At 54.3% G+C, this 25,136-nt stretch carries 20 protein-coding genes and 1 pseudogene; 13 read left to right on the forward strand and 8 right to left on the reverse strand.

The genetic code is table 11. The features are described from left to right. Positions 1-15: 15 nt before the first annotated feature. The 3 genes from COMA1_RS14050 (at position 16) to COMA1_RS14060 (ending at position 2,451) form a co-directional block, all read left to right on the forward strand. Positions 16-1,119, forward strand: a complete 1,104-nt coding sequence (locus COMA1_RS14050; protein WP_090749572.1) for an LPD7 domain-containing protein — start codon at positions 16-18, stop codon at positions 1,117-1,119. A gap of 46 nt (positions 1,120-1,165) precedes the next feature. Next, entirely contained in the window at positions 1,166-1,444 is a 279-nt protein-coding gene (locus COMA1_RS14055; protein ID WP_176698070.1) for a TrbM/KikA/MpfK family conjugal transfer protein, read from the forward strand. 374 nt (positions 1,445-1,818) lie between these two features. Next, positions 1,819-2,451 carry a hypothetical protein gene (locus COMA1_RS14060; protein WP_090749577.1) on the forward strand — a complete coding sequence of 211 codons (633 nt, stop codon included), beginning with the start codon at positions 1,819-1,821 and terminating at the stop codon, positions 2,449-2,451. 74 nt (positions 2,452-2,525) lie between these two features. Here the strand turns inward: COMA1_RS14060 and COMA1_RS20660 are convergent, their stop codons facing one another. Next, a complete protein-coding gene (locus tag COMA1_RS20660) occupies positions 2,526-2,855 on the reverse strand; it encodes a hypothetical protein (protein ID WP_141654350.1) in 330 nt (109 codons plus the stop codon). Between the two features lie 583 nt (positions 2,856-3,438). On the opposite strand from COMA1_RS20660, the gene COMA1_RS14070 reads away from it, so the two are divergent. The 3 genes from COMA1_RS14070 to COMA1_RS14080 are packed head-to-tail and all read left to right on the forward strand — an operon-like array spanning position 3,439 to position 5,360. Next, positions 3,439-3,738: a type II toxin-antitoxin system RelE/ParE family toxin gene (locus COMA1_RS14070; RefSeq protein ID WP_090749581.1), complete on the forward strand. Its 300-nt coding sequence runs from the start codon at positions 3,439-3,441 to the stop codon at positions 3,736-3,738. After that, positions 3,731-4,879 carry a HigA family addiction module antitoxin gene (locus COMA1_RS14075; RefSeq protein ID WP_218055393.1) on the forward strand — a complete coding sequence of 383 codons (1,149 nt, stop codon included), beginning with the start codon at positions 3,731-3,733 and terminating at the stop codon, positions 4,877-4,879. The genes COMA1_RS14070 and COMA1_RS14075 overlap by 8 nt, the downstream gene beginning before the upstream one ends. A gap of 10 nt (positions 4,880-4,889) precedes the next feature. Continuing rightward, the gene (locus COMA1_RS14080) at positions 4,890-5,360 is read left to right on the forward strand and encodes a hypothetical protein (protein ID WP_090749585.1); all 471 of its coding nucleotides are present in this window, start codon (positions 4,890-4,892) and stop codon (positions 5,358-5,360) included. Positions 5,361-5,636: 276 nt separating this feature from the next. Here COMA1_RS14080 and COMA1_RS14085 read toward each other — a convergent pair whose 3' ends face one another. The 4 genes and pseudogenes from COMA1_RS14085 to COMA1_RS14100 form a co-directional block, all read right to left on the reverse strand. After that, positions 5,637-10,559 (reverse strand): DEAD/DEAH box helicase, encoded by a 4,923-nt coding sequence (locus COMA1_RS14085; RefSeq protein ID WP_090749588.1) that lies wholly within the window; start codon positions 10,557-10,559, stop codon positions 5,637-5,639. 109 nt (positions 10,560-10,668) lie between these two features. Beyond that, a pseudogene (locus tag COMA1_RS22220) lies at positions 10,669-10,925 on the reverse strand (hypothetical protein); the annotation flags it as partial. 323 nt (positions 10,926-11,248) lie between these two features. Further along, positions 11,249-12,232: a relaxase/mobilization nuclease domain-containing protein gene (locus COMA1_RS14095; protein ID WP_090749593.1), complete on the reverse strand. Its 984-nt coding sequence runs from the start codon at positions 12,230-12,232 to the stop codon at positions 11,249-11,251. Continuing rightward, complete coding sequence (locus tag COMA1_RS14100) at positions 12,229-12,774, reverse strand: plasmid mobilization relaxosome protein MobC (protein WP_090749595.1); 546 nt, start codon at positions 12,772-12,774, stop codon at positions 12,229-12,231. The genes COMA1_RS14095 and COMA1_RS14100 overlap by 4 nt, the downstream gene beginning before the upstream one ends. 358 nt (positions 12,775-13,132) lie before the next feature. Here COMA1_RS14100 and COMA1_RS14105 point away from each other — a divergent pair, with 358 nt between their 5' ends. Continuing rightward, positions 13,133-13,942, forward strand: coding sequence for a hypothetical protein (locus tag COMA1_RS14105; RefSeq protein ID WP_090749597.1), 810 nt, complete (start codon positions 13,133-13,135; stop codon positions 13,940-13,942). An 88-nt stretch (positions 13,943-14,030) separates the two neighbouring features. Here COMA1_RS14105 and COMA1_RS14110 read toward each other — a convergent pair whose 3' ends face one another. Both COMA1_RS14110 and COMA1_RS14115 read right to left on the reverse strand, forming a co-directional pair. After that, a complete protein-coding gene (locus COMA1_RS14110; protein ID WP_090749599.1) occupies positions 14,031-14,456 on the reverse strand; it encodes a DUF6908 domain-containing protein in 426 nt (141 codons plus the stop codon). Between the two features lie 65 nt (positions 14,457-14,521). Further along, positions 14,522-14,764, reverse strand: coding sequence for a hypothetical protein (locus COMA1_RS14115; RefSeq protein ID WP_090749601.1), 243 nt, complete (start codon positions 14,762-14,764; stop codon positions 14,522-14,524). A gap of 645 nt (positions 14,765-15,409) precedes the next feature. Between COMA1_RS14115 and COMA1_RS14120 the strand changes: the two genes are divergently transcribed. Together COMA1_RS14120 and COMA1_RS14125 are read left to right on the forward strand one after the other, a co-directional pair. Then, positions 15,410-15,787, forward strand: coding sequence for a type II toxin-antitoxin system RelE/ParE family toxin (locus COMA1_RS14120; protein ID WP_090749603.1), 378 nt, complete (start codon positions 15,410-15,412; stop codon positions 15,785-15,787). Beyond that, entirely contained in the window at positions 15,768-16,103 is a 336-nt protein-coding gene (locus COMA1_RS14125) for a helix-turn-helix domain-containing protein (RefSeq protein ID WP_090749605.1), read from the forward strand. Before COMA1_RS14120 ends, COMA1_RS14125 begins: the two co-directional genes overlap by 20 nt. Positions 16,104-16,255: 152 nt before the next feature. On the opposite strand, the gene COMA1_RS14130 is transcribed toward COMA1_RS14125, so the two are convergent. Then, positions 16,256-16,474, reverse strand: a complete 219-nt coding sequence (locus tag COMA1_RS14130) for a hypothetical protein (protein ID WP_090749607.1) — start codon at positions 16,472-16,474, stop codon at positions 16,256-16,258. 1,963 nt (positions 16,475-18,437) lie between these two features. Here COMA1_RS14130 and COMA1_RS14140 point away from each other — a divergent pair. The 4 genes from COMA1_RS14140 to COMA1_RS14155 all read left to right on the forward strand — a co-directional run bounded on the left by COMA1_RS14140 (position 18,438) and on the right by COMA1_RS14155 (position 25,126). Further along, positions 18,438-19,196: a C39 family peptidase gene (locus COMA1_RS14140; protein WP_176698071.1), complete on the forward strand. Its 759-nt coding sequence runs from the start codon at positions 18,438-18,440 to the stop codon at positions 19,194-19,196. Next, on the forward strand, positions 19,193-19,954 hold the full coding sequence (locus COMA1_RS14145) for a hypothetical protein (protein ID WP_090749613.1): 762 nt from the start codon (positions 19,193-19,195) through the stop codon (positions 19,952-19,954). The genes COMA1_RS14140 and COMA1_RS14145 overlap by 4 nt, the downstream gene beginning before the upstream one ends. Before the next feature lie 358 nt (positions 19,955-20,312). After that, a complete protein-coding gene (locus COMA1_RS14150; protein WP_176698072.1) occupies positions 20,313-23,324 on the forward strand; it encodes a two-partner secretion domain-containing protein in 3,012 nt (1,003 codons plus the stop codon). Then, positions 23,321-25,126: a ShlB/FhaC/HecB family hemolysin secretion/activation protein gene (locus COMA1_RS14155; RefSeq protein ID WP_090749617.1), complete on the forward strand. Its 1,806-nt coding sequence runs from the start codon at positions 23,321-23,323 to the stop codon at positions 25,124-25,126. Before COMA1_RS14150 ends, COMA1_RS14155 begins: the two co-directional genes overlap by 4 nt. The last annotated feature ends 10 nt before the right edge of the window (positions 25,127-25,136 follow it).

The following is a 25,136-nucleotide window of genomic DNA, read 5'->3' on the forward strand; positions in this document are numbered from 1 at the left end:
AGAGGAAGGGACACCATGAATGAGATAGGTTTGGACGAAGCGCGAGAGGCGAAGCAGAACGACGAGCCTAGGCCTGCGGAAGGAACTCAGGACGACAAGGCTGAACAACCACGACTCAATCAGCGTCATGATGCCGCCGAATCGTTGCGGAAGCGGTTCATCGAAGCCGGTGAGCAATTCTATTACCGCACAGCACCCGGTGAGCCGACGAAGATCGCGTTTACTGATCACGGGAAGCGCCTGGTCACGGAACATGACGACCCGAGCGTCATTCAGGGAATGGTCCTCCGGGCAAAGGCCAAGGGCTGGACCATCGTGCGGGTGAACGGCACCGCTGAGTTCAAAACGGAAGCCTGGGTGCAAGCGACGATCGCCGGACTCGACGTGGAGGGCTATACCCCGCGTGGGATCGACTTGGCGCGAGCGGAAGACCGCAGGGATCAGCGACCGGTTCATGGCAAGACGGTACAACACCCTGTCGATCGGGAAGTATCACATGATCGGGCGACGGATGAGCATGGCAGAAAACCGGATCAGACCATGAGCTCCGGCCAACAGATCGCAGTGGCCACACTTGAAGCCATTCTGAAGGCGCGGGGGGATTCTCCCACGATGATCGCCGCGGCGGTTGAGGAAGCAAAGGCGCGGCTGCAGGGCGAACGAGTCGTGGTGGGCACCATCGTGGACTACGGCATCGACCATTACAACCACGATATCCAGAACACCAAGAGCTATTTCGTGAAGGTGGCGACAGACCGTGGTGAACGAGAGATCTGGGGCATCGACCTGAGCCGCGCATTTGAACAGGGGAAGGTACAGCGGGGTGATGCAGTTGCGCTGGTGCAACAGGCACAGAAGCGCGTGACGGTGACGGTTCCGCTGCGAGATGAGTCCGGCGCTTCGATCGGCACGGTATCACAACAGGCGACTCGCAACCGCTGGGAGGTGATCAAGCTAGATTCCATCGGAGTCCGTGAACAGCATCACCTGAAGGAGGCGACGCGCGCCAGCACCCAGGAACCGGTGGTACCTCGGTTCGATCACACAGCCGTGCGAACCGATCGCACGCCGAATGTCACCAGGAGCCCGGTCTTGGAGCGGACCAGAGGTGGCCGATAACTCCTGTCGTCGAGAACATGTCACCGAATCGTACGGAGGTGAGCCCATGAATTGGTGGAAGAGACGCAACTGGATCACGGTCCTTGTGGGAGTGAGCCTCCTCATCATGGCCCAGGATGCATCGGCACAAACGGCGTCGAAACCGTCCTTCTTGGAGGGCGACACCAGGCTGGCCTGTGAGTGTCTGCTATGCTTAGCAGCGGGCCCACAGGCACCGAAAGAATGCCAAGCCGCACTCACAAAGTACTACATGATCCAGGCAGGGAGCCCATTCAAAACCATTGTCATGCGAAGAAACTTCCTCCAGCTCTGCCCAAAACAGTAGTCCATTCAACAGGGACCCATAGACAGCACACCGCGCCTCTGGCCACGATGCCGCGGAGTAGCCCTGGCCATCGCCGAGCTTCCTTCCAAGGTGCCCACTTTTGTACGCCAACAGTACTGATGCAGTAAAACCTAATTTACAATATGGCCTTATTTATTCCTCATTAGTACTACACATACAATCTTTCCCCTCTTGCGAATAATTTCTCCTACCTCAAGGGAATAGTCTCAAAAACTGACCTTCTTCATAACAACCACGGCGCCACGCGCCTCCTGCGTCTCCTGTCTGGGTAACCACAAGGCGAAGAGGGGCGCTCGTGTGGCGCGAGGACTTACGAGTTATCCGGTATCGCAGGAAAGAAAGGACGCACCACTATGCGGAAAGATCGATTAGCGACGCTCACGATGGACATTGTTGTCAACCATCCAACTAAGCGCACGGCCCTCGACGCGGCCTATAGTCGGCTCAGTCCCTGGGCACAGTCCGAGTGGGACAGCGCTAGTGATGGCGTGTCCATCACCGAACGAGCAGCGCGCCTTGATCAGTCGATCCGGGAACAGCGTCGCTGCGACGAGAGTCTGATCGAACACATCTTTGCTGCCATCAATGGACGAACGTTCGTAGTCCTAGACGCCACCTATTGCTTCATGACGCAGCGGATGCTGGATCGGAAGACCGGACGCCGCATCCCTCCTGACGCGGTGCGACGCTTTGCCTCTCAGCCCATCGCGAGTCTGCTGCTCAACGCCCGCGCGCACCAGGATCTGAAACACCGTGGAGTTCACACGATCGGCGACCTCCTCCCCCATGCCTATGAATGGTTATCGCCGAAGCGCCTCGCACCAGGCAAACCCGTGATGAACGTCCGGCTTTCGGTCCGACGGTGTCTACGGATTCTCGGTGTCGAGATCGTCTTTCCCGAGATCAGACAGCGGACGATCTATTGCCCCTGTTGTGCCCACACCGAGACGGACGTCATGAAGATCGTCGCCTTGGCTGGAGTATGAGCGAGGGTCTGAAAGACACGCCCATGTTAATGTTTTAGGGGTTCACGGAGAGACGAGATGAGCAGGCCTGCGACCTAGTCGAGAACCGCAGTGAGGGAATGCACGCTCGAAAGATGCACGCCCGATCGCGTGTACCAGTCGAATTTGCCTGCACACCCTTCCGCTGCGTAGGCCCTAACCGCCAGGTGCCACTTATGAACTGGCAGAAACTGTCCAAACAAGCTGAGCCGCCTCAGTTGTCTCTGACCGGTCACGGTGACGAGCGCCTCAAGGTCATTCAGGCCGAACGAGGTGCCCTTGCGCCATTCTCTCGCCTCATCCTGAACGGTCGAGGGAAGGTCGTGGCGAAGAACCACCCCTTCTCGCTGGTGTTCTCCCAGATCGTTGCCTTGATCTTCATACATCGAAGCTGGTTCGCTGGTTTCTTGCTGTTTGTAGCCATCTCGTTACCTCCTTGGCTTGAAATGAAGTTGGCTCTCGCACAGGCAGAGGAGAGCCAAGGGACGTTTCGGGGAAGAAACACGAGACAGAGGCCGTGGCCGGCGTCCCGGAGAGGACCAAGCAGCGGGAGTGACAGTCTTACTGGCGCGATCGATGCACCTCGCAGATGATAGCCGGTCGGCCTAAGTCGGATGAGACCAGAACCATGCGAACACAGTTTGATGCCGGAAAGGTACAGATCGCACCAAAAGCCTCCCGGTACATTTTCACCTTCCCGCAGCAGCAGCCAACCTTACAGCACTTTCTTCATGATTGAAGAGTTCCCGCCTTGTTCAGCGCCGATGCCAAAGGGAAGCTCAGATCCAGCTGTTGACTCCAAATTCAGGGTCGGCAAATTTTCAAAAACCTCATCACATGGCCATTAGACAATCGCAATATATTGATATTATTATAAGGTAGAATTATTGTGACTTAACTAATTGCGTTCAGTGCTATATTGACAAAGTCAATAAGACGTTATATATTGTCACGTGACCTAGGGACGACATGAAAATCCAGTTTCAGGATACCCGGCTAGCCTTGATCCGGACAGACCGGGCTTTCGTGACCAAACTTCCGTTCGCCGTTATCAAGTCATGTCGCGACAAACTTGTAGTTCTGGAAGCCGCACCCGATGAACGAACGCTGAGAAACTGGAGAAGTTTGCGATATGAAAAGCTTAAAGGCGATAGACAGGGCCAGCGGTCAATCCGAATCAATGACCAGTATAGGATGATTTTCACGCTCGACGAATCTCAAGTGCCGCCTATTCTGAATATTTTGGAAGTGTGTGACTATCATGACTAAGACGGAGGGAAATCAGATGATCGACAATATTACTGATGTACCGCCGCCTGGTTACTTCATCCGGGAGGAGTTACTAGCACGCGACTGGAGCCAGCGTGACCTCGCCTATGTTCTTGGGGTGCCTGAGCAGGCAGTCAATTTGATCATTTCCGGGAAGCGTGGCATTACCGCCGACATGGCAAAGGCTCTTGCTGGGGCGTTCGACGTGCCACCTGAGTTTTTTGCAAATCTTCAGAAAGCCTACGATCTGTCTCAAGCTCGGGATCCCGACCCTAATGTCGTGCGGAAGGCGCGTTTGCAGTCGCAATATCCTATTCGCGAGATGATCAAGCGTGGATGGTTAACGGATGCGAATGTGACCCTCCTTGAAGCTCAGGTTGTGAAGTTCTTTGACGCGCCAAGCCTGGATGACGTTCCTCATCTGGCTCATGCTGCGAAAAAGTCCGCATACGATGACGTAACTCCCGCGCAACTTGCATGGCTCTACCGTGCTCGCCAGATTGCGAAGGAAATGCCCCTTAAACATCAGTACTCTGAAAAGGCACTACGCGAGGCGCTGAATAAGTTGCGTGGCCTCATGTTTGATCCAGAAGAGGCACGGCATGTTCCAAGGATTCTGGCTGAGGTCGGCATTCGCTATATAATCGTTGAGACTTTACCAACTGCCAAAATCGACGGTGCCTGCTTTTGGCTAGGGAAAGCGCCGGTGATTGGCATGTCACTTCGTTATGATCGCATTGACAACTATTGGTTCGTGCTTCGGCATGAAATCGAGCATGTCCTGCAATCGCATGGACGAACCAAAGAAATCATTGATACCGAGCTGGAAGGAGAAAAAGCCAGTCCCGATGGGAACATTCCCGTGGAAGAACGGATCGCAAATGCCGCGGCAAGCGAGTTCTGCGTCCCCACGCATGAAATGGATTCTTTTATCAAGCGGAAGAACCCCTTCTTTTCTGATCGCGATGTCTTGGGACTAGCCAAACGGCTTCAAGTTCATCCTGGAATCGTGGCTGGGCAACTTCGAAGGCGCCTAGACAAGTGGTCGATCTTTTCAAAAATGTTAGTTAGGGTTCGGAGCCATGCCCTTTCTGGAGCTGTCGTTGACGGATGGGGGCAAATTGCCCCTGTTACCCTGTAAGGAGGTTGCAATGTCTAAATACCATGAAGATCTGCAACATATCTGGCATCGGTATCAAGCTGAGAACGGTGACATACCAACCTCTTCTCGCGACGCTGTAGCCTGGGGAGTGGCGAGAGGATTATTGGTCATTCCTCAAATCGATCCACTTGATCGACTGGCCGAGGATATGTCTACAGCTCTACGAGAAGAGTATCGCAAGGATAAGTTTGGACGCCGTTACCGAGTGAATCATGCCGTACGAGTGAGCAAACATGGCGTTCAGTACACCTTCTGGGGAGTCATGGATCATTCCGACCGGCCCTTCATGGAGAAGGCTTTTGCACAGAGGAGAAAACAGATCGTCGGTGACTGTCTACAGCTCAAGACCGATGTGGACGTCTATAACGATAAACATGTTGAGCAGGAACCCATTCAGGTTATCCTAGACTTCACCACTGATGTTGAAGAGGTAGAAGGCCTTGGAGGGAAAGCAGCGTAGTTCAGCTATTAGCTCCCCCGCCGCGAGATCAGCCAAGTCGCCCATAGTCCAGTGTAAGCTCCCCGCGATCATAGACAGCCAACAGGAGAACGTTGGTTAGCAAATCGCCGTGATAAATCTTGAACCCGCTGTCCTTCACCCCGTGCAGCAGCATGCTCACGCGCGAACGCCGGCATCAGTCACTTCATTTACTGAGCCGACCATCAAATAGTGCGTGTTCGGTCTCTTGAAAGGCCCATGAATAGAGCCTTTTCTCAGGTTGTACTATGTATTTGTTCATGACCGGATCAGTAACGCCGGCAGTTGTTTCACGATCTTCATGGTTTCCATGCTGACCCGCACGACGCGCGCGACCAAATCGATGATGTACCGCGGCTGCTTGTGTTCTTTACACCACTCGTTGGGGTCATTCTGAATCCCGCTGTCTTTATCGCGCGTGAACTGGTATCGCTCCATCACCCACTCGATCGCCGGCTTGCCGTTCACGACGTACTCGTACGCCTCAAGCGGAATCTTTGAAATCATCACGTGGCTATTATAGATAATGTTTGTCTTGTCCCATTTTGCCCCGGCCGCCTTCTGCTCCGTCGACGGCCGGGCGAAGGTCATCTTCGAAACTTTATAGGTCTCCTCGAACCCCAGATCTAGCTTGTCGTGAATCTCCTCAACCGGCCACGGCGTAACGGTCTCATAATTCAAGTGCCATTGGGCCAACTCCCGGCCGGCCTTACTGAAGGCCAAGAAATCCTTGGTCTCCTTCATCAACGGGATGCGCGGCAACATCTTCTTCAAGTCCGCGGCGAAGCGGGTGCAGTACTCGGGGCTATGCAACACGCCGTAGACGTAATAGAAAATGTCCTCCTTTGTCACGTCCTCCCCAAATGCCCCGCAGAAGGTTTTCAGGATTGCATCCGTAATCGCGTCCCGTCGGCGATAGCCGTCGACGACCTCCGACTTATCGAACTGTAATTCGCCGGTTTCGTCGGCCTTTTCATATAGGTGGAGTGGGAAGCATTGACTCGCACCGCTCTTGTCGGACATGTGAAGGTCGGGCAAGACGTTTGTGATGGTGAGCGAGAACACATCGCGATTGCCCGCAGACGTCGTGCAGATCGCTAAATTCGTATGTTTTGACGTCGGGAACAGCGCATGCTGCTTGTAAACCATGTCGTTGTATGCGCGATCAAAGTACGCCCACTGCTTTGTAAACGGTCTATACACCGCCTGCCGAATCGCTGCCTTATCGAACGGTCTAGCCTTCCCTTTGGCCAGATCGGCAACTAACCCGCGTGACCAACTGATCTTCTTGGCATCCGTGTCGATGAATTCGGACGCAAGTTCCAGCATGTCCTTCTTCTCAGCCGATTCACGCGTGCCTTGGAATGCCTTGAGCTGTTGCCCGTAGAAGTTGGCCATCCTCGACATGTTCGATTCCAATGCCGTCTCGGAGAAGTTGTAGCACCACGAATCGCGACTGGTTGCTAGTCCGCGGGAGTAGAGCGAAAAGATCGCCCCGGACTCGTCTTCTTTATCCCCTATCGGAATAAAATTCTCGAACGCGGGATCGCGTTGGTTGATCCAGTCGTGGTCTTGGTTCGGTGTGAGCACTGTCCACTTTTTAGCCCGTTCGATGCCTGAGACGCTCTCAAAGCCTTTGATGATCTGTAGCTTTTCTTCGCGGCTGAGGTAGTCCCCGATGTCGTGGTAGCTAAGGGCGCAGCCGTTCTTCTTCGCAGGGTTCTTCACCAGCAACGTGATAGCAACGGGCGTGCGTGCACCAGAGCCAAAGATCTTGCCGCCTTCCTGCCTCGACACTTCGCCGCTCGTCCGCTGGTTGCCCCGTAGGTTGAAGACGAAGACGGACTGGAACTCGTGGCACAGACAGGCCCGCAGGCCGTCCATCGCGTTGCCGTCGATGAAATAGCCGTTGGTGACAAAGCCCACGACGCCGCGGTCCTTGATCCGATCGCTAGCCCAGCGGATTGCGCGGATGTAGCTGTCATAGATGCTGTTCTTATTCGTCGCCGTTGATCGCGCGGCGTAGGTGTCGCCGATGCGGGCGTCGAGCGCGGCGTATTTGAGGTTTTGATTGTTGTTGTTCGCATCGCCCTGGTTGGCCGAATAGGGTGGATTGGCGATGACGACGCGGATCGGGCTTTCCTTTTGCCGTTTTACACGTTTGTTGTTTTCGGGGAAGGTGCCTTCAATCTCCATCTGGCCGGATTCGTAGAGCTGGAAGGTGTCGGTCAGACAGATGCCGTCAAAGGGGATGTATTCTTTCTTGCCATTTCCTTCACGAAGGCCGTGAAAGGTCTCTTCGATGTTTATGGCGGCGATGTAGTATGCCAGCAGGACGATCTCATTGGCGTGTAGCTCGTGCTGGTACTTGTGTAGCAATTTGTCGGGAGGGATGAGGCCAGACTGGAGCAGGCGCACTAAAAATGTGCCAGTGCCGGTGAAGGGGTCGATGATGTGAACGTCTTTTTCGGCCAGGCCGCTGGCGAACTCATCCCGCAGCACGTCTTGTACACTGTGGATGATGAAGTCGACGACCTCGGTGGGTGTGTAGACGATGCCGAGCCGCTCGGCCATTCTAGGAAAAGCAGTGCGAAAGAACTCATCGTAGAGCTCGATGACGACCTTCTGGCGGGCTTCGGCGTTGTCTAACCCCTTGGCTCGGTCACGGACAGAGGCGTAGAATCTTTCGAGGTTGGTTGTCTCCTTTTCCAGTGCGTGCTCGTGCAGGATGTCGAGCATCCTCTGCATCGACTGGCTGACAGGGTTCTGGTCTGTAAAAACGTAGTTGGCGAAGAGTGCGTCGAACACCGGCTTGGTGATGAGGTGCTGCGCGAGCATCTCGATCGCGTCTTCCTTTGTGACGGCAGGATTGAGGTTTACTTGCAAACCATTGAGGAACTTATAGAACGCCTTCGACGGCTTAGAAGCGGGGTCAGTGAGGATGGCTTTGATCCGTGTGATATGCGTCTCGGCAATCTTGGCGATGTCGCGCGCCCAGGTTTCCCAGTAAGCGCGCTCGCCGACCTTCATCACCATCTTGGCATAGATGGCATCTTTCCATTCGTCGAGATCGGGGAAAGATAGAACGCCTTGAATCTCGCGCACCCTGGGCTCGGAATCGCCGTCGGTCCTTGCACCATCGTTGTCGCCTGGCTCCCCGCCCACGCCGATGACCTGAATGTTGTCGGGGCGCTTCTTGTTCAGTTCCAGTTGGTTGATAGTGGCGTTGAAGCGGTCATCGTGGGCACGCAGGGCCTGCAGCACCTGCCAGACAACTCTATATTTTTCGTTGTCCTTCAGGGCTTCTTCGGGCGTTTTGTCGGCGGGAATGCCGATAGGCAGGATGATGTAGCCGTAGCGCTTGCCCTCGGCCCGGCGCATCACGCGGCCCACGGATTGCACCACGTCGATAACGCTGTTGCGCGGATTGAGGAACAGCACGGAATCCAACGCGGGCACGTCGACACCCTCCGACAGACATCGCGCGTTGGAGAGAATGCGGCAGGTGTTGGCAGGCGATTCGGCTTTGAGCCACTCCAATAGAGCGCTGCGACGCAATGCATCAAATGTGCCATCGACGTGATCGGCTTCGATCTCCAGAAGCTGGGTGTCCGGATGATCCGCTTTGTATGCAGCGACGATCTGTCCAAACTGCTCGACGAATTTTTTGGAATCCTTGATCGATCGCGAGAATGCGACCGCCCGGCGCATCGGGTTTACGTCGCCCTGAAGATCGACGTTGGACTTGGCCGCTTCAAAGCGCTTCTCTAACCCATTCCAGCAGCCGGTGATTTTTGTGGCGTCCTCCAAATTCAACTCTGTGTCTTTGCTGGCGATCTGCTTTTGGAAGGTTTTGCTGACATACTTCTCGTCCACCGCGAGAACAAGCACCTTGTAATCGGAGAGTAGCGACTTGCCCACGGCTTCGCCAAAGCCGAGGCGATGAAGTTCGTGACCGAACTGGGCGACGTTATCCATCGACGCGATTTCAGCGGAGACTTCCTTTGCCTTGCTCTTGGCGTCGTCGCCGTAAATGCGTGGCGTAGCGGTCATGTAGAGCCGCTTCTTCCCTTTGAGGAACTTCGTATCGTGGACCTTGACGAATGACGATTCGTCTTCGCCTGAAAGCGTGACGCCGGTGGTGCGATGGGCTTCGTCGCAGATTATCAAATCGAATTCGGGCAGCCCCATCTTCTGCGCCTTGCTGACCGCCTCAATAGATTGATAGGTTGAGAACACGACGACGAGGCGACCCTCACCAGTGGACTTCTTCGCGGTATTCGCCAGGGCGCTGTATTGGGCGAGCAATTGCTTGTCACTTGTGGTAGCAGGGTAAGGAAGGTCGTAGATCGTGATCGCAGCGGTGTCATCGCCGTTCTTTTCTCGGCGCTTCCCGATGCTCACATCCGAGCAGACGGCCAAGCTCTGAAGGGGGAGCGCTGCCTGCGCCGTCCACTCGCGAAGCGTTTGCGACATCAACGAGAGCGACGGTACAAGGAATAGGACATGCCCCGGCTTACTTTTGCCAGCGAGTTGGGGCGCCAGCGTCTCTGCGATCTTGAGGGCGGTGAACGTCTTGCCGGTGCCGCAGGCCATGATGAGCTTGCCGCGATCGGCGCTTTTCAGACCCTCCAGCACGTCCTTGAGCGCGGCGCTCTGGTGCGGGCGGATGTCGTTCTTTTTCGTCCGCTTCAAATGGCCGGGCTTGCGGGTGTCGAACTTACTCCAGTCGACCGGACTTTGTTCAAGGTCGTGAAGACTCACCCGAGCTATGTGTTTGGTCTGATTCAGCGCGTCCAGGGCATTCTTGCCCCAGTTGTCGGTGGTGCTGACGATGATGCCCTTCGAGAACTGCGGCTTGCCCAGCGCGGTGAAGAACGAATCGATGTCGCCCTTACTGAGTATGTGCTCTGGCAGGTAGAACTTGCACTGGATGGCGAAGTATTCGCCGGTGGCGCGCTGCTGCGCCACGAGGTCAATTCCAACGTCGCCAACCTGTCCCTTGAGCGGCCATTCGTTCCACATCCACACTTCGGAAAACAGCCCGGCATAGACAGGGTCGATGCGGAAGAACTGCTGCATCATCCGCTCAAAACGGTCGCCGAGGTCGCGATTGTTTAGAGCGTCATCGCGGAACCGTTTAAGGATGTCGCTCAGCGTTGTATCCGTCTTGGAATCCATTTTTAATCCAATTGTTTGTCAGTTGCCGGGAGCGTTTTGTAGTCAACGATCTACTCGACCGTCCGGCCAGGCTTAACACCAAAGCTACTCAGCTCAATCTGACCACCGGTAGGCCGTTGATGATGGCGGTGACGTCGTACTGCCTCCTGTGTGGAGGATCCCGTATCCTTCATCAAAAACTATCGAGGACTGATTCTCTGATGATTTTCGTTTCTTGGGCTTTTGAATCGGCGTGATGAATTCGGCAGGACGACGAGTTTTGAATATTTTCTGGGTCGGCTGCCCCTGCTCATCAGGTTCCCAGTGGCGAGAAGGATATGCATATGGCGAATTAAGAATGGGTTTAAAGAAGAAGTCAGCACTCATTTAAAATCCGCGTTGTCCTATAGGGCGCAGAGAGGGCGCTTGGTGCCGGCGGAAGCTTACCCGTTTCTTTCTGAAAAATCATCGAGGCGACCGATATTTCTATCTTTCTAGAAGACCACACCCTCGCATCTCGGTCCACAATATTCACATTGCATACCTGGCCCAAAATGATTCCATTCGGTAAATGGCGCCTAAGGCTAACCTCACTATCCTTGCGCCTGGCACAACACAACAGCTCAGCCTGCAGACTCCCAAGATCTCAGGTCTGTGACACACCAGATGCAACAATCAATTAAGGATCAAGAAACGGATGGTTCAGTACCTTAAGAAGAACGGTCTCGCTCCGGCGAACGAGTTTTCGGGACCTCCCGCGACCGCTCGCTCAAGTAATGGACCAGGTCTTCGGCCAATTGCCGATCCTCACCACGATTTGACCCGGCTAACGCCCGCATCACCTGCTCATAATTCCGCATAACTTCCTGGGCTCGCCCTTGTCGGCGCGTTGTGCGCTTCAGCCGCTCCAGCGTCTCCCCTTTTTTGCTCGGTTCATGTAGATGCCGTACCGTCGAACGTTCCTGGTTGGTACGGTGGAGGCGACTGGTCGCCGTAGCTTCAATCCCATGCTCTCGTAAGGCCTCCGCAAATCCCTCCCTCCAACGTTGCAAATCAGCCTTTCTCGGATTCAAACGGATGCCATCGAGACCGGCGGCCTTCACCGTGAGATGCACATGTGGATGCGGAGAGGGGTGTGGGTCCGGATCGGTCTCATACGTGTGCAGCACCATGGCGTACTGAAAACCCGAGAACTCCCGCTCGGCGAAGTCCCGAGCCGCTCGTTGGACCGAGAGCGGATCGGTCCTGGTCGGCATGGAGAGGACGAGATGAAAAGCATCGCGCATCGTGGAATCCGCCGCAATCGGCATGCCGCCATCCCGCCATTCGGTCTGCAGATCCGCCACCGCCTCTTTCCCTTTGATCACCTGGCCATCTTGATCCTCGATTTCCAGAAGCCCATCACGAGAAATGTACGTGAGGTTGTTCGAGATGCCCTTCATCCCCTTCGGCGCCCTGACGAGTTTGACGATGACTTGCGGCGCACGGCGAACCATCGCCTGCAGTGTCTGCCGCACATAGGTGGTCCGAGCCTGTGGTGAACTGAGCCGTCCGCTGAAACTTACAGGCTTGGGGGATCCAAGCGGCGTGCGCTTGCTGCGACGCGGCCTTGGGGAGGTGTCTCGTGAGACGTTGAATAGCCGACTCCCCCACTCGTCCAATCGCGCATCCATGCTGACGCGGGGTGAGATCATTGGAGGTGCCAGCGCTCCACCGTGCTGCGCAAGACATCCGAGACCTTGTCAGTATGGGCGCGGATTATACGAGAGAGTTCGGTGATGACCTCCACCCGGAATGCGGTCCGGTTCTCAGGGGACGTATTCAAGACTTTCGCAATCTGGTTGAGGTTCCTTCCCAGAGCGAGGAGTTGTTGGTTCGAGCGGGTCAGTCGTTCCAACTCCGGCTGTCCGACATGCGGTTGCCCGGTTAATTTGGTGCGGATCATGGCCACGACCCATTGCGTCGGTCGATAGCCTTCCTGGGCAGCCAGGGCGTTGAGCCCGGTCAGCTCCGAGGCCGTCAGGTGGAGCTTCATCCGCTGGGCCGCTTTCTCCCTCCGATTCTTGAGCACCCTGCGAGGCGTGACTGACTGGGCAGAGGGGCCGCCGATTGCACGCCCCAGAATCTGGCGCAGGGCCACGCTCGGCGTAACCTGATGGGCCTGACACCAGGCAAGCCAGGGGGCTTTCAGGTCGCCCAGATCGGCACTGATGGTCGTGGTGCGTGATCTCGCCATGAGTCTGCGCGAAGTCAGGACCAGGAAAAAGACCAGACTTCTACGCGCGGGCAGTGTAAACCAACTGTGTATGTAATACAATAAGGGCGTAGAGCCATATCCTGCAACCTCTTAAAATTGGTCTTACATTAACCTCTGCCGACAAACCACAGGTCAACCGTTCGGGCTGGCTCAGGACGCCAGAAATGGGCCGCAGATCGGCCGATCAGTGGCGCCTTCGGCAACCGGAACAGGCTGGCATGAGGAGTCGGCTGGTCCGGTTTTCAGCCATTCGGGAGGCCCGATTTGAGGGGGGATCTCTTCCTGTTATCCTGTGACAGGGAACCTCTCATGCGTTGTTGCGGGGATAACCATGCACATGACCGGGACACACATTCTTCGGTGCCTGCTGGCCCTCGGCCTGATGAGTGGGCTCGTGGCCTGTGGCAGTTTGGCCAATTGCTTTAATAGTGGCTTCGCTCCCGCCGTCTGTGGTGGCGGGTATGGCGAGAGCGACGTGTCTTCTCTGCCCCAACCCACGGCCACCTCGGCTGAAGGTCGCTGGACGGACTCGACTTCTACCGGCCGCGCCATCGCTGGCCTGGTCCTGGAGGACGGCTCCTATTGGCTGTTCTATACGGCAAGAGAGAATCCCACCGTACTGGCTGGACTGATTCAGGGAACTGGCACGTCGCACTCCGGCTCCTTCGGTTCCTCGAACACCAGAGATTTCAATCTGGAAGGCACGGGCTTTCGCGCAGCGACGATGCGTGGCAGCTATGTGCCGAGTAAGAGCTTTGACGGGACTATCGCGTACATCACTGGCGACACAGAGAGCTTCACGAGTAGATACGACGGGAACTCTGTGTCGGCACCAAACCTGACTCTGGTGACCGGGACCTATGTGGGGCTGCGTACCGACAACCACCAGGTCACGGTGACCGTGGAGTCAGCCGGGACGCTGTCCATTCATTTGTCAGATGGATGCACCGTTGCTGGGACCTTGTCTCCTTGGGGAAAGGGAAACGTCTTTCATACCTCGGTGACATTCGGAGGTGACACTTGTCGTCAGGGAACCGAGACGCTCACTGGGGTCGCCTTCTCCGATGTCGCGACACAACGGCTGTACATTGCCGCCCTCAACCATACCCGGACCACCAGCTTTCTCTTTCTCGGCGTGAAGCAGTAAGCCTCAACCGTTCCATGTTCTGTCAGCATTTTCTTTTTGACGGGGGCATGATGTGATCACATCATGCCCCCTGAACGGATCGACGAGATTACGGAGACAGGATCTCTCGCACTGCGGTCGAGGCAAAGAAGCCCTGCTCTCGGAGCGTGACGAACCAGGCCCGGGCAAACTCCTTCAAGTCCTGCTTCAGTGAGGACACGACGTGGGTACGCCTGCCCGTCTCGTCATACAGATACACTTCTTGCGAAAGCCCCAGGTAGTCGTTCCTGAAGGATACCGGTTCGGCTGCTGCGCCATCGGGTACATTGTGAAACAGAAATACGATGTCGGGATCTCGCATGAGGTCGCCGTTCTGTTCGCCGTAATGACATAAGGACACCAGCCGGTATCCGCCTCCAGTGGTTCCAATATCCTCGACAGACAGCGGCAAATAGCCAGGCACAGTGATCCGTACCGCGCGTGCACCGTTGAGCAAGTGATTCAAGTCCGTGGCAAAGGCTTGATACAGTTTCATGATCCAATTCCTTTCTTGACGTGAAGGAAGCCCCCGACCCGAAGGCCGGAGGCTTCCCGTGACGGTCAGTGTTCCGACCGCTCAGTGATCCAGCGTGTCGCCTGTTGGGCGACGACGATCAGCGCATCAAGGTCTGTGACTCCGAAGGAGTCGGAATTCTTCCAGACTCCATCCTGGCCCTTGTACGAGCGGGCCACAGTCACGTTGTAGAACGGACCGTTCATGCCCTCGTTCTTCCAGATGCTCGCCTTGATGCGGCTGCATCGCAGCGTGGTGACCGGCTGGGGTTTCTTGTCTTGAGGTGCCATAGTGTTGTCTCCTTTGGTTAGAGTTGATGTGTTGGCCTCTCACGAGGCAGTGGAGGCCACACAGCGACGACAAAGGAGACAGAGAGGCCGCCGCCACCTGGTGGGCCGGTGGGCGCGAAGCGGAGGAATGCCCGCGGAAAAGGGCGCCCTCAGAGGCGGCGCGCGGGCGTGATCGACGCAGCCCACTGGTGGAAAGCCAGGACGGCGACCGGATGCGCACAGGCACCGAACCGGAAACCATAAGCAGGTCCCCGCTCATCAACAGCACGGCATGACAGAGCAGATTCAACGGACGAGGCGAGAAGGTCCTGTTCAGATAGGCCGAAGCAACCAAGCCCATTCGCCACGGTGGAAGAGAGTCAACGAATCGGCTTCGAGATGATCTTGAGCTTGTGGCGGTTATCAGCCAGCAGGCGACTATGCATATGTCACAGGAGTCGCTGAACGTGGTGGAAGACGGAACGGCCTGCGAGGCCACTGGTGAACATCCTGTGAATGGCGGCGAGAGATGGTGAGATAGGCTGTCCATGTAGCAACTGGGGTGAGATCATCATCACCCGACAGCCCAAGCCAGAGTCGATGACGACTGCCAATGCATCACGGACGAGTGTTTGACAATTATACCTGTTCAGGTATAATTACTCCATGGCGCGTCAGGAACGGCCACTCGAATGGATTGGCAGTAGCTATAAAGATTTGATGGCGTTACCAGTTGCCGTTCGGCGATTCTTCGGGTACGCGTTGTCGCTGGCTCAGGCTGGCGATCAACATGATGATGCGAAGGTGCTCACGGGTTTCGGCAGCGCCGGTGTACTTGAAGTGGTCGAAGACGACAGGAGCGGCACCTATCGAGCGGTGTATACCGTGAAGTTCAAGGAGGCGGTCTTCGTCCTGCATTGTTTTCAAAAAAAGAGTAAGCATGGCATCGCCACGCCGAAAGAGGATCTCGCCATCATACGTGCCAGGCTGAAAGTGGCTGAGGCGCTGGCCAAGGAGCGACGACATGAAAAAACGAGTCATTGAAGGGATCGAAGTCTCTCGTGGGTCTGGCAATGTCTTCGCAGATTTGGATCTGCCAGATGCCGAGACGCTTCAGATCAAGACCGGACTGGTAATCGAGATCCGGAGAGCCATTCGCCAACAAGGGCTGACCCAGCAAGCCGCGGCCACACGAATGGGGCTCACACAACCGAAGGTCTCCAGCATGATGCGCGGGGATTTCTCCAATGTATCCGAACGCAAACTGATGGAGTGCCTGAATCGGCTCGGCTACGATATTGAAATCAAAGTTCGACCAGCCTCTGCTCGCATTGGACACTTGATGCTGGCGCTGCCGTGATTATGAGGCGTTGTCTTGCGAAAGTGATCTCACTCCTGTGAAAGAACCGAACGTTCCCTCTCATTCCTAAGACCAAAAGCGCTCCCCTCCTCTCGTTGCTTCACAAGACTAACAATTCAGCGCATCACAATCCCAGGGGGCAGGACGTCCTGCTAATAGTATCCAGGCTGGCTCCGGCTATAAGGATCACGTTGAGAAGCCGGCGGAGGTTCGTCGTAACGATGCTGTTGGCCCGGCTGCGACGATCCCATATTCACGTTGTCATAGCCAGGCGCGGGTCGTTGCCGAGCCGACAAAGAATCATCGGCACAGCCAGCGATCATGCCACACGCCAGAAGGGCAAAGGGTAGCGCGCAAAGAATACGAATCATACGAACCCTCCTTCGTCATTCGGAATGATTTCTATTCATTTCTCATCCAACCAGTCTGCCTACATACAGGATACCGCTCCCTGACAAGCCCTCTTCACCCTGCGAAGAGTCATGTGATCATGTGAACTCAGCCCACCGGGGAAGTACACTGGTATGCGCCTATTTGTTGCCACGCATCATCTTTTCAATCTTGGCACGTATCCCCTCCACTGCGCAAAGGTAGATGGGCGAACTCATTTTCGAAAAAGATCAAAGGGACGAAAATTGGTCATTCATCACTTCTCACAAGGACGTCGCCGTCAGTATACAACACCGCCATCTTTCTTACGTGGCACGGAGTTGTAACCGACACGTCGCTCGCCGTTCTTCGTCCCTGTAATGGAGTCCCTCACTCCGGTCCTCGATCCCCTCAAAGAGCCGAGCCGACCATGAAGGGACTCAAACGTCGGATAGGCGCACCAACTCCTTTTCAACATATTGTCGCGCCCCTCACCTACATCGGGGCGCAACAGAATCTCCCAGTTTGTGGCAACGCACGGCTGCAAGCGTGACATCGTCCGCGGTGGCACGGTTGCCACAGGCGTGCTACACCCCTTTGATGGGCGACGGCTGTTCTCTCTTGGCACGGTCGGGTCGCATTGAGCGACACGACGGTGCCCGACTTCACCTGGCACGGCGTCTCCCGACGCGGTGCCTAAGATATGTGGCTGCCGAATCCCCTCGCCAGACGACGCCTGCAATGCAATTCCTATAGCTTGGATGGTCAAGCATGCAAAGCAAACTCTTTGCTGGACATTCGGAACTCGAAGAGGAAGGGGGTGGTGAGTGACTACCCATGGGGCACACGAGCTGACCAGGCAGGCGAAAGAGCCCCTGGGCCAGGGAACGGCGAACTGAGCGCTTCCGCCGATCGTAAAGGAAACGTCGAGGATCTAAATAGAAACCCTACGTGTTATTAGAGTGTTAATGCCACAGCAAAATTAGCCTAAATTGCCCTCAATTGGACTGAGCCAAACTGAACCAGAACAATAGCCAAACTCCGCTCCTGGAGCACTATTCCACATTTTCCACAAGGAGATAGGGGGAGGGCTCTGAACCGCTTAGAAGGCTGATGCTCTATCCGACTGAGCTACGGGCGCACTTTATTTTTCAACGAGTTGCAGCTTGGCATGTTCCGGAACCCTCGGCTAGTGTTCCCGGCGTGTTCTCTTGGAGGTATTTGTGAACCTTTTTGGCTGCTTGAGTCAAGTCTCGCTCGGCAATTGAATTGTACCGCTTCCACATCTTCTCTGATTTATGGCCGACGATCTTTATCGCGGTGGCAGTATCCACCCTGGCAGTCGAAGGTTCTTTGCCGCGCAGTGGCCCAAATCATGAAGTCGAAAATCCCTGATTCCGGCATCCTTCATCGTTGAGCAACATGAATCTTTTTGGATACAGGGCGAGTGAATCCATTTCGATTCACCTCGATCTTGTTCTCTCATCCCTGACACCGTAATGGTCTCCGACTCACAGAACTGTAACTACCCATGGAATCTACGTATTTCATTCATTACGTGTAGACAATCACGCCGGTCCTAGACGGTGGCCTGCACTTTGCTAGAGCCATTTGGTCATAGGAGCGGATGAGCGAGGAACGAAAGGTACGATGGATCGATTGCTGAAATGCACCATGCTCGACACAGCCCGCAAGGATAATTCAAAAAACCTCCTCAGCGACGGAGACGCACAGCATCAAAGGCTCTCTCAATCTTATGAACAAGAACGGATAGTGAAAATATTATGCCTTGACTTGAACCGAATGAATCTATACTACAGGGTCAATATAACCATTTAGATCTAAGCATGATTTAGCGTCGCGCGATGCGACAGGAGGAATGCGATAGCAGTATTCAATCAGGTGATGAAGGAGAGAATCACCACTTACAAACGAAATCAGAAATTCTGCAGAGGTTGTTCAAGTATGAAGATGAATATACCTGGAATCCTTGGACTATGCATTGCTTTGTGTCTTGCATTTACTTTTGCATGTGTACGAGTTGAGGTCTCTGTAACATCCCCGAATACCTCCACCCAAAAGCCATCCCCAGATAGCTCCTGGATTTCCTTAGCTGACCTCAAAGAGATCCATAAGAAGCGTCTCTCAGGCAATAAATGTCCACCCAGTCGTTATCGATTGACGGATAGAGAAAAACAAGAAACAGAGGCCTGGTGCTGGGCTGCTTCAACCAGGCTGGTAATGGCCTTTCATAACAAGGAGCAGAGCAAGGAAACAGACCTCCAATGCAACATCGTTACAAAAACTCTTGCCCTATTACAAGACAAATCCAAATGCTGCGCTGGTAACATCCCCGACCAGTGCGTTCAAGGCGGCTGGCCCCACTGGGTCTTCCGCTCCTATCATTTTGATTACAAGACGGTTGGTGGCACGCTGGACGACTGGGATGCGGTAGTCGGGGAAATTTGTTCCACCGGCCCATTTATTTCTGTTATCGATTGGATTGGAGGAGGCTCACACACTCTTGTTGTCACAGGCTATGGCGAAGACGAGAAGGATGCCACGAAGGTTGTCACAACCTATGACCCATTCACAGATGATTTTCAGGATCTCTCCCTTGAGGAGTTTGGGGGTGATTCAGCATATGAATCGGATGGCTTCTACGGATTTTCTCACAACCGACATTATGTGCAGATCACGCCAAAACCTGAGGATCGTCCATGAAAACGCACCACTTTCTTTGCTTCATAGTTTGCATTTCGGTGATGCATCCATCCCAAGCTCTTCCAATAGTCAATAAAACTCCGGAGACGGCAGCACAAGAAAACCCTCAGCACGATCAGTCCGTGTATCCGTTAGCACCAGAGGATGCTGCAGCTAACGGCCTAAAGAGCCTTTTGAAACGCCTAGAACCAAAGACGATCCCAGACTTTGATCAAGAACGAGAGAAGCACGCACAAGAACTCGGATTCACAACAGGAACAGCAGGTGCCAAACTGCGCCAAGACGCATTCCCAATTTATGAGGTGCGCCTGGAAGACATACAGAACTTTACTCCGAACAAAGACGCCAAAAAATTATTAGTCAGAACTCCCCAACTACTTTTTCCAATCGAAGTCCAAAATGAGGTGAGATCCTCAATTACCGTGCGATCTACCATCAATCAACCGAGAGGGATTGAGCAGACGGCAGACCAGGAAACACGTTGGCGCCCTACCCGGTGGGGACTTCCTAAACTTATAGCTCGACTCACAACCGAACGAAAGCGGCTAGACGACAAAATCTCCAGACTGAAAGGCTTTCGGCTTGTCTCGATTCCAGCACTCAATCGTAACTTTCTAGGCTATGAAGACAATGCCGACCTGAAATTAGTTCCGCTAGTTTCTGACCACCTGTTCACGGCAGGAAAACCGTTGTCTACCAGAGAAGTTTTTTTGAGTCTTATCCCTGAGGCTAAAAGTGTGGACGGTAGTCCACGCTAAGACCTTGTTGCAGTAGGAGCAACTTGTTGGCACACATACCAAGGAGACGGGACATGAAAAGAGAGCGTAGATGGTTTCAGATCGGTTCTGGATTGGCACTATCGTTGGTGTGTCTCATGATCCTACCTGCATGTAAACCCTTAATAGAGGTGAAAGTCGATGCTACGTGCGGGCCGGAGAGAGAAACCAATTCTCCACCCACGGGCCCCTCTCGGTCGCAGAGCTGTGACAAGAACCCGGACGGCAGCTGCATGAGTCGTCCCAAGAACTGCGTATGTAACTAATGGTCGCCAAGGATCTGAATTGTCCGATGGGTTACATTACTCTTCAGACTGCTACTAGGACAAGAAATCTTGTCGTGATACTCATCTTAGGATTTCTAGGACCACTCGCCGAAGCACCATTCACTCTCGCTCAAATAACCACGGCCATAACACCGACCACGGGTGAAGGAAATCTCGGCACCGTGGCCACTCCACAGAATACCCATACAATTCAAATCACTGGAGGAACAAGATCTGATCAAGGTGGCGGGACAAATCTCTTCCATAGCTTTAAACAATTTAGCGTGGGGCATGGCGATACGGCGCTGTTTCTGAACACGACGCCAGCACTTCCCACCAACAACATTCTGAGTCAGGTCACTGGTGGAAGTCCTTCAAATATCTTTGGCACCATCGATACTATGAGTTATCCGAAAGCAACTCTCTTTTTGATGAATCCAGCCGGAATTGTCTTTGGGCCTAATGCTGTTTTAAATGTAGGGGGCTCCGTAGCCTTTACAACTGCGAACTACATGCGACTCGCAGAAGCCGATGGGTCGAATGCTGGAATCTTCCATGCAAACTCAACAACCTCACATATTTTGACGAGTGCCCCAGTCGTGGCCTTCGGATTTCTAACTGCCAATCCAGCAGCCATCGCAGTTCAAGGAAGTACGTTGACCGTTCAGGCTGGCCAAGCAATTTCCCTTATTGGGGGAGATATGACCATTGAGTCCGGCAAGCTTCCAAACAATCCTGCTCTAGATCCTCTCCTTCCCTCAGCACCGGGGAAGCAAGTGTATATAGCTAGCGTGGCTTCTCCTGGTGAGATTTTGGCCAGAACACTTACCCCTGCTGTAAATATCGCCAAGCAGTCTTTTGAGGCACTAGGAACAGTGACAATCTTGAAACAGTCAATAATCGATACCAGCGGCCGTGACGGCACAATTCACATTCGAGGAGGTCGTCTGGTCATTGATGATTCGATGCTCTTCACACATACCGGCAATATCTCACTTGATGCCACTTCCCTACAGATCACGAACAACGGTCAAGTCTTAACGGAAACGTTAACAAGGGATCACGCCGGTCATATTACTATAAATGCACAAGGAGATATCAATATAGACTCTAGTGAAAACGTAGGTTCCTTCTCATCACACTCATCCGGGCGTGCTGGCAACGTTACAATTAGTAGCAATCAAGGAAATATAACTCTTACCAAATCCACTGTATTCCAGGATGTTAATGGTAGTGGGGATACGGGCAACATCACATTTCATGCACCGCATGGAGATATTAGTCTTACTAACTCCAGCATAGCGAGTCGAGCGAGTGGTACTGGCACACTTGGAGATATTCAGATCCAAGCATATAATCTGCACCTTCGAGAGGGATCTAAAATTGGGGGTGATAATACCGGAACAAGCACACAGGCCCCTGGGAATATTTCAATCGCCTTGGATGGTCAACTCAGCCTTGCTAGTGGTTCTTTCATCAACACAGAAGCATTTACATCTGCCACCGCAGCAGACTTAATCATCAAATCTCCAGCCGTTTTTATTGCTGGTAAAGACAGTTCCAGCAAAGTCCACAGCGGTCTCTACACTGATACCATCAGTACCGGCAATGGAGGTCACTTGCGTGTCTTTACAGACAATCTACAACTTATGGACGGCGGAATACTTTCGAGCAAGAGCTTTGTCGGTTCCAAGAGAGAAATTCCATCAGGCCATGGTGGAGTTGTCAATGTCGAGGGTTACCGAAATCCAGGTACTTTGATAACTATCAATGGATCGGGAAGCGGCATCTTTACCAGTACTGAAGGGACCGGCACCGCAGGTGATATTGTCATGAAAGGTGCCTCAGTCACCCTCCAGAATGAGGGCAAAATATCGGCAGAAACAACCGGCATCAGTTCGAAAGCATCTGGCGGCTCCATCACCGTAACCGCGACAGATCATGTGACACTGACTAACAACGCCTTAATCACAGCCAGCACCAGTGGTCCAGGCAATGCCGGCAACATATTAGTGAAGACGAATGACATCAGCATCAGTGGAGGTTCAACTATTACAGCCTCTTCAACTGGTTCAGGCAACGCAGGAACCGTCACGGTTCAAGGCTTGCAGGGTCCCGCAAGTTCATTCTTGATCGATGGCAGTAACAGCGGCGTTTTTACAAAAACCACCAATGCGGGTACCGGCGGCAACCTGTCAGTCTCTTCTAACTCAATAGTAATACAAAACAAGGGCAGCATCTCAGGAGAGACCTCCGGTACTGGATCCGGTGGCAACATTGCACTCACTGCTGGTCAATCCGTCACCATTCAGAACGGCGCTTCAATCACCGCTCGTAGCACGGGACCAGCCGACGCAGGCAGTATCTCAATCAATGCAGGCCAGCAACTCGATGTCATAGGGACAGGCACAAGTAGGAGCTCAATCACAACAGAATCCAACCAGGCCCAAGGTGGGGACATAAATATTCAAGCCATAGACCGCGTGCGAGTCGTGGACAGCGAGATCAGCACCTCCGTGCTCGGAGGCGCGGGCAGTGGAGGCAACATCACCATCGACCCGAAGGTTGTCCTGCTTCAGAATAGCGACATTCTCGCACAGGCGAATCGCGGCACGGGCGGAGACATCTCAATCACCACACCAGTCTTCATCGCGGATCAATCAAGCCGCGTCGATGCATCGACACCATTCGGGCTCAATGGACGGGTAACGATTCAATCCCCCACATCGAATCTGAGCGGGACCGTCGGTCAGCTCGTGTCGAAGACGAGTCCACCTCAAGTCCTGTTGCAAAATCGCTGTGTGGCCTTAGCCGGGGGAGAACAGAGCACATTTCTTCTTGCCGGACGAGATGCGCTTCCAGGCGAACCCATCGGATGGCTCAGCAGCCCGGTTTCTATGGAGCATTGGACCGGAGAGGACACAGCGCATGCCTCCCGACTCATGGCACGGAATCAGAATATTGATTCTTCACTAGTCATAGCCGCACACTCGAACAAGTCTCGAGTACTCTCACTACGACGGCTGACCCCGCCTGGATTCCTAGTTCGAACATTTGCGACCGGGGCCACGGGCTGTCCCTCATGAGGATCAGCGCAGTCGGTTCGGTGCGCCACAACCGACGTCGTCATCACATCTCCGTCTTACTGTCAGGGATTCTCTTGACGATGGTCCTGACAACATCGACACCCCTATTGGCTCAAGTACTCCCTCCGGTCTTCGATCCGACACTCCGATCGGGAGAGCCTTCCGGCCCACTCAAGAAGAAATTCATCCCGCCCTCAATTCCTCCGCCGAGCCCGGTCCTTCCATCAGTGCCGACTACTCCGCCGGACGGCGAGACACAGACTCAACTCGGCCAGATCCAAGTTTTGGTCAAATCCATCCAGGTAACAGGCAATACCGTCTTTTCAGATGCGGAGATTGAAACCGTCACGAAACCCTACTACAACCAGGTCCTCAGCACTGAGGACCTGGAACGACTGCGACTGGCACTCACGCTCCTCTATGTGAACAAAGGCTATATCACCTCCGGCGCCGTCATTCCCGATCAAGACGTCGTCGATGGCGTGATTCAGATCCAGATCATTGAGGGTGCCCTGTCCCGGATCGACATCGAAGGAAATAACTGGTTCAGACCGAGAACACTCAGCGATCGCCTGGCACTCGGAGCCGGTCCGCCGCTCCAGATGGAACCGCTTCAAACACGACTGCAATTACTCCAGCAAGACCCCCGAATCGAACGGATCAATGCAGAACTCCGTCCGGGCGACCGACGCGGCGAAAGCATTCTCCACGTCAACGTGAAGGAACAAAGTCCCTGGAAGATGTGGGCGGAATTCAGCAACTATCAGACACCCGCAGTCGGAGCCGAGCGCGGCTTGCTGACGGTCGCCCATCAAAATGTGACCGGACATGGTGATCCGTTAAGCATCACCTACGGCGGTTCACGAGGAGTCCACCCGGTTATCGATGTATCGTACACGATTCCGATCAATCGCTACGATACAACCTTCACGGCGTCCTACCGTCGGAACGACTTTGTGGTCGTTGAGAGCCAGTTCCGCACACTGAACCTCAACTCCACATCGGAAATTATCGGATTCACGCTCCGCCATCCAATTTATCGCACCCTCACCGATGAACTGGCCGTCGCCATTACCGGCGAACGGCTCTATAACAAAGTGACGTCGATCTTCGATGAACCTGGCTTGCCCTCGTCGTTCATCAATGGCTCATCGGACACCGGAGTCAGCGCCGTGAGTGCCCTCCGCTTTGTGCAGGAATATGTGCATCGTACCTCGACGTCGGTGATCGCCGCTCGCTCCCGCTTCTCAGTGGGCCTGGACGTGTTGAATGCCACTACCAATTCCGGTGTCTCAGACCGTGGGCTTCCCCTACCCGACGGACGCTTCTTTTCCTGGCTGGGACAACTCCAGGGGATCAGGCGATTCGACGACTGGTGGGGCATGCAGCTCCTGGGACAGCTCAACCTGCAACTGGCTAATGATCGGCTCTTTCCATTGGAACAAATTCCTCTCGGCGGACGATTCAGCGTCCGCGGCTATCGTGAAAATACGCTGATTCGCGACAATGGCTTTCACTTTTCAATTGAATCTCGATTTCCGTTGCTCCGGTATGCCAGTGGTGAGCCTCTCTTGCAGTTCGCGCAATTCGTCGATGTCGGTCGGACCTGGCAGGCCAAGGGAAAAACCGAGGATCCGCAAACTTTGGCCAGTGTGGGGTTGGGGCTCCGCTGGACGGTGTTACCGAAAGACCGGGCACGGTTTGAACTCTATTGGGGTGTGCCGCTCAATCATGTCCCGCATCCCGCCGGCAACCTTCAGGATCATGGCATCCACCTTCAGGCGGTCGTCCAAGTCTTTTGACAAGAGGCTC

Origin of the sequence: Candidatus Nitrospira nitrosa (genome assembly GCF_001458735.1) — a bacterium.
GTDB lineage: Bacteria > Nitrospirota > Nitrospiria > Nitrospirales > Nitrospiraceae > Nitrospira_D > Nitrospira_D nitrosa.

Bases quoted from the DNA above. Each gene is read 5' to 3' on its own strand.
- COMA1_RS14115 (WP_090749601.1), bottom strand. From the start codon at position 14,764: ATGGCACCTCAAGACAAGAAACCCCAGCCGGTCACCACGCTGCGATGC.
- COMA1_RS14095 (WP_090749593.1), bottom strand. From the start codon at position 12,232: ATGATCTCACCCCGCGTCAGCATGGATGCGCGATTGGACGAGTGGGGG.
- COMA1_RS14105 (WP_090749597.1), top strand. From the start codon at position 13,133: ATGACCGGGACACACATTCTTCGGTGCCTGCTGGCCCTCGGCCTGATG.
- COMA1_RS14125 (WP_090749605.1), top strand. From the start codon at position 15,768: ATGAAAAAACGAGTCATTGAAGGGATCGAAGTCTCTCGTGGGTCTGGC.
- COMA1_RS14085 (WP_090749588.1), bottom strand. From the start codon at position 10,559: ATGGATTCCAAGACGGATACAACGCTGAGCGACATCCTTAAACGGTTC.
- COMA1_RS14100 (WP_090749595.1), bottom strand. From the start codon at position 12,774: ATGGCGAGATCACGCACCACGACCATCAGTGCCGATCTGGGCGACCTG.
- COMA1_RS20660 (WP_141654350.1), bottom strand. From the start codon at position 2,855: ATGTATGAAGATCAAGGCAACGATCTGGGAGAACACCAGCGAGAAGGG.
- COMA1_RS14140 (WP_176698071.1), top strand. From the start codon at position 18,438: ATGAAGATGAATATACCTGGAATCCTTGGACTATGCATTGCTTTGTGT.
- COMA1_RS14070 (WP_090749581.1), top strand. From the start codon at position 3,439: ATGAAAATCCAGTTTCAGGATACCCGGCTAGCCTTGATCCGGACAGAC.
- COMA1_RS14130 (WP_090749607.1), bottom strand. From the start codon at position 16,474: ATGATTCGTATTCTTTGCGCGCTACCCTTTGCCCTTCTGGCGTGTGGC.
- COMA1_RS14120 (WP_090749603.1), top strand. From the start codon at position 15,410: ATGGCGCGTCAGGAACGGCCACTCGAATGGATTGGCAGTAGCTATAAA.
- COMA1_RS14155 (WP_090749617.1), top strand. From the start codon at position 23,321: ATGAGGATCAGCGCAGTCGGTTCGGTGCGCCACAACCGACGTCGTCAT.
- COMA1_RS14080 (WP_090749585.1), top strand. From the start codon at position 4,890: ATGTCTAAATACCATGAAGATCTGCAACATATCTGGCATCGGTATCAA.
- COMA1_RS14145 (WP_090749613.1), top strand. From the start codon at position 19,193: ATGAAAACGCACCACTTTCTTTGCTTCATAGTTTGCATTTCGGTGATG.
- COMA1_RS14055 (WP_176698070.1), top strand. From the start codon at position 1,166: ATGAATTGGTGGAAGAGACGCAACTGGATCACGGTCCTTGTGGGAGTG.
- COMA1_RS14060 (WP_090749577.1), top strand. From the start codon at position 1,819: ATGCGGAAAGATCGATTAGCGACGCTCACGATGGACATTGTTGTCAAC.
- COMA1_RS14110 (WP_090749599.1), bottom strand. From the start codon at position 14,456: ATGAAACTGTATCAAGCCTTTGCCACGGACTTGAATCACTTGCTCAAC.
- COMA1_RS14075 (WP_218055393.1), top strand. From the start codon at position 3,731: ATGACTAAGACGGAGGGAAATCAGATGATCGACAATATTACTGATGTA.
- COMA1_RS14050 (WP_090749572.1), top strand. From the start codon at position 16: ATGAATGAGATAGGTTTGGACGAAGCGCGAGAGGCGAAGCAGAACGAC.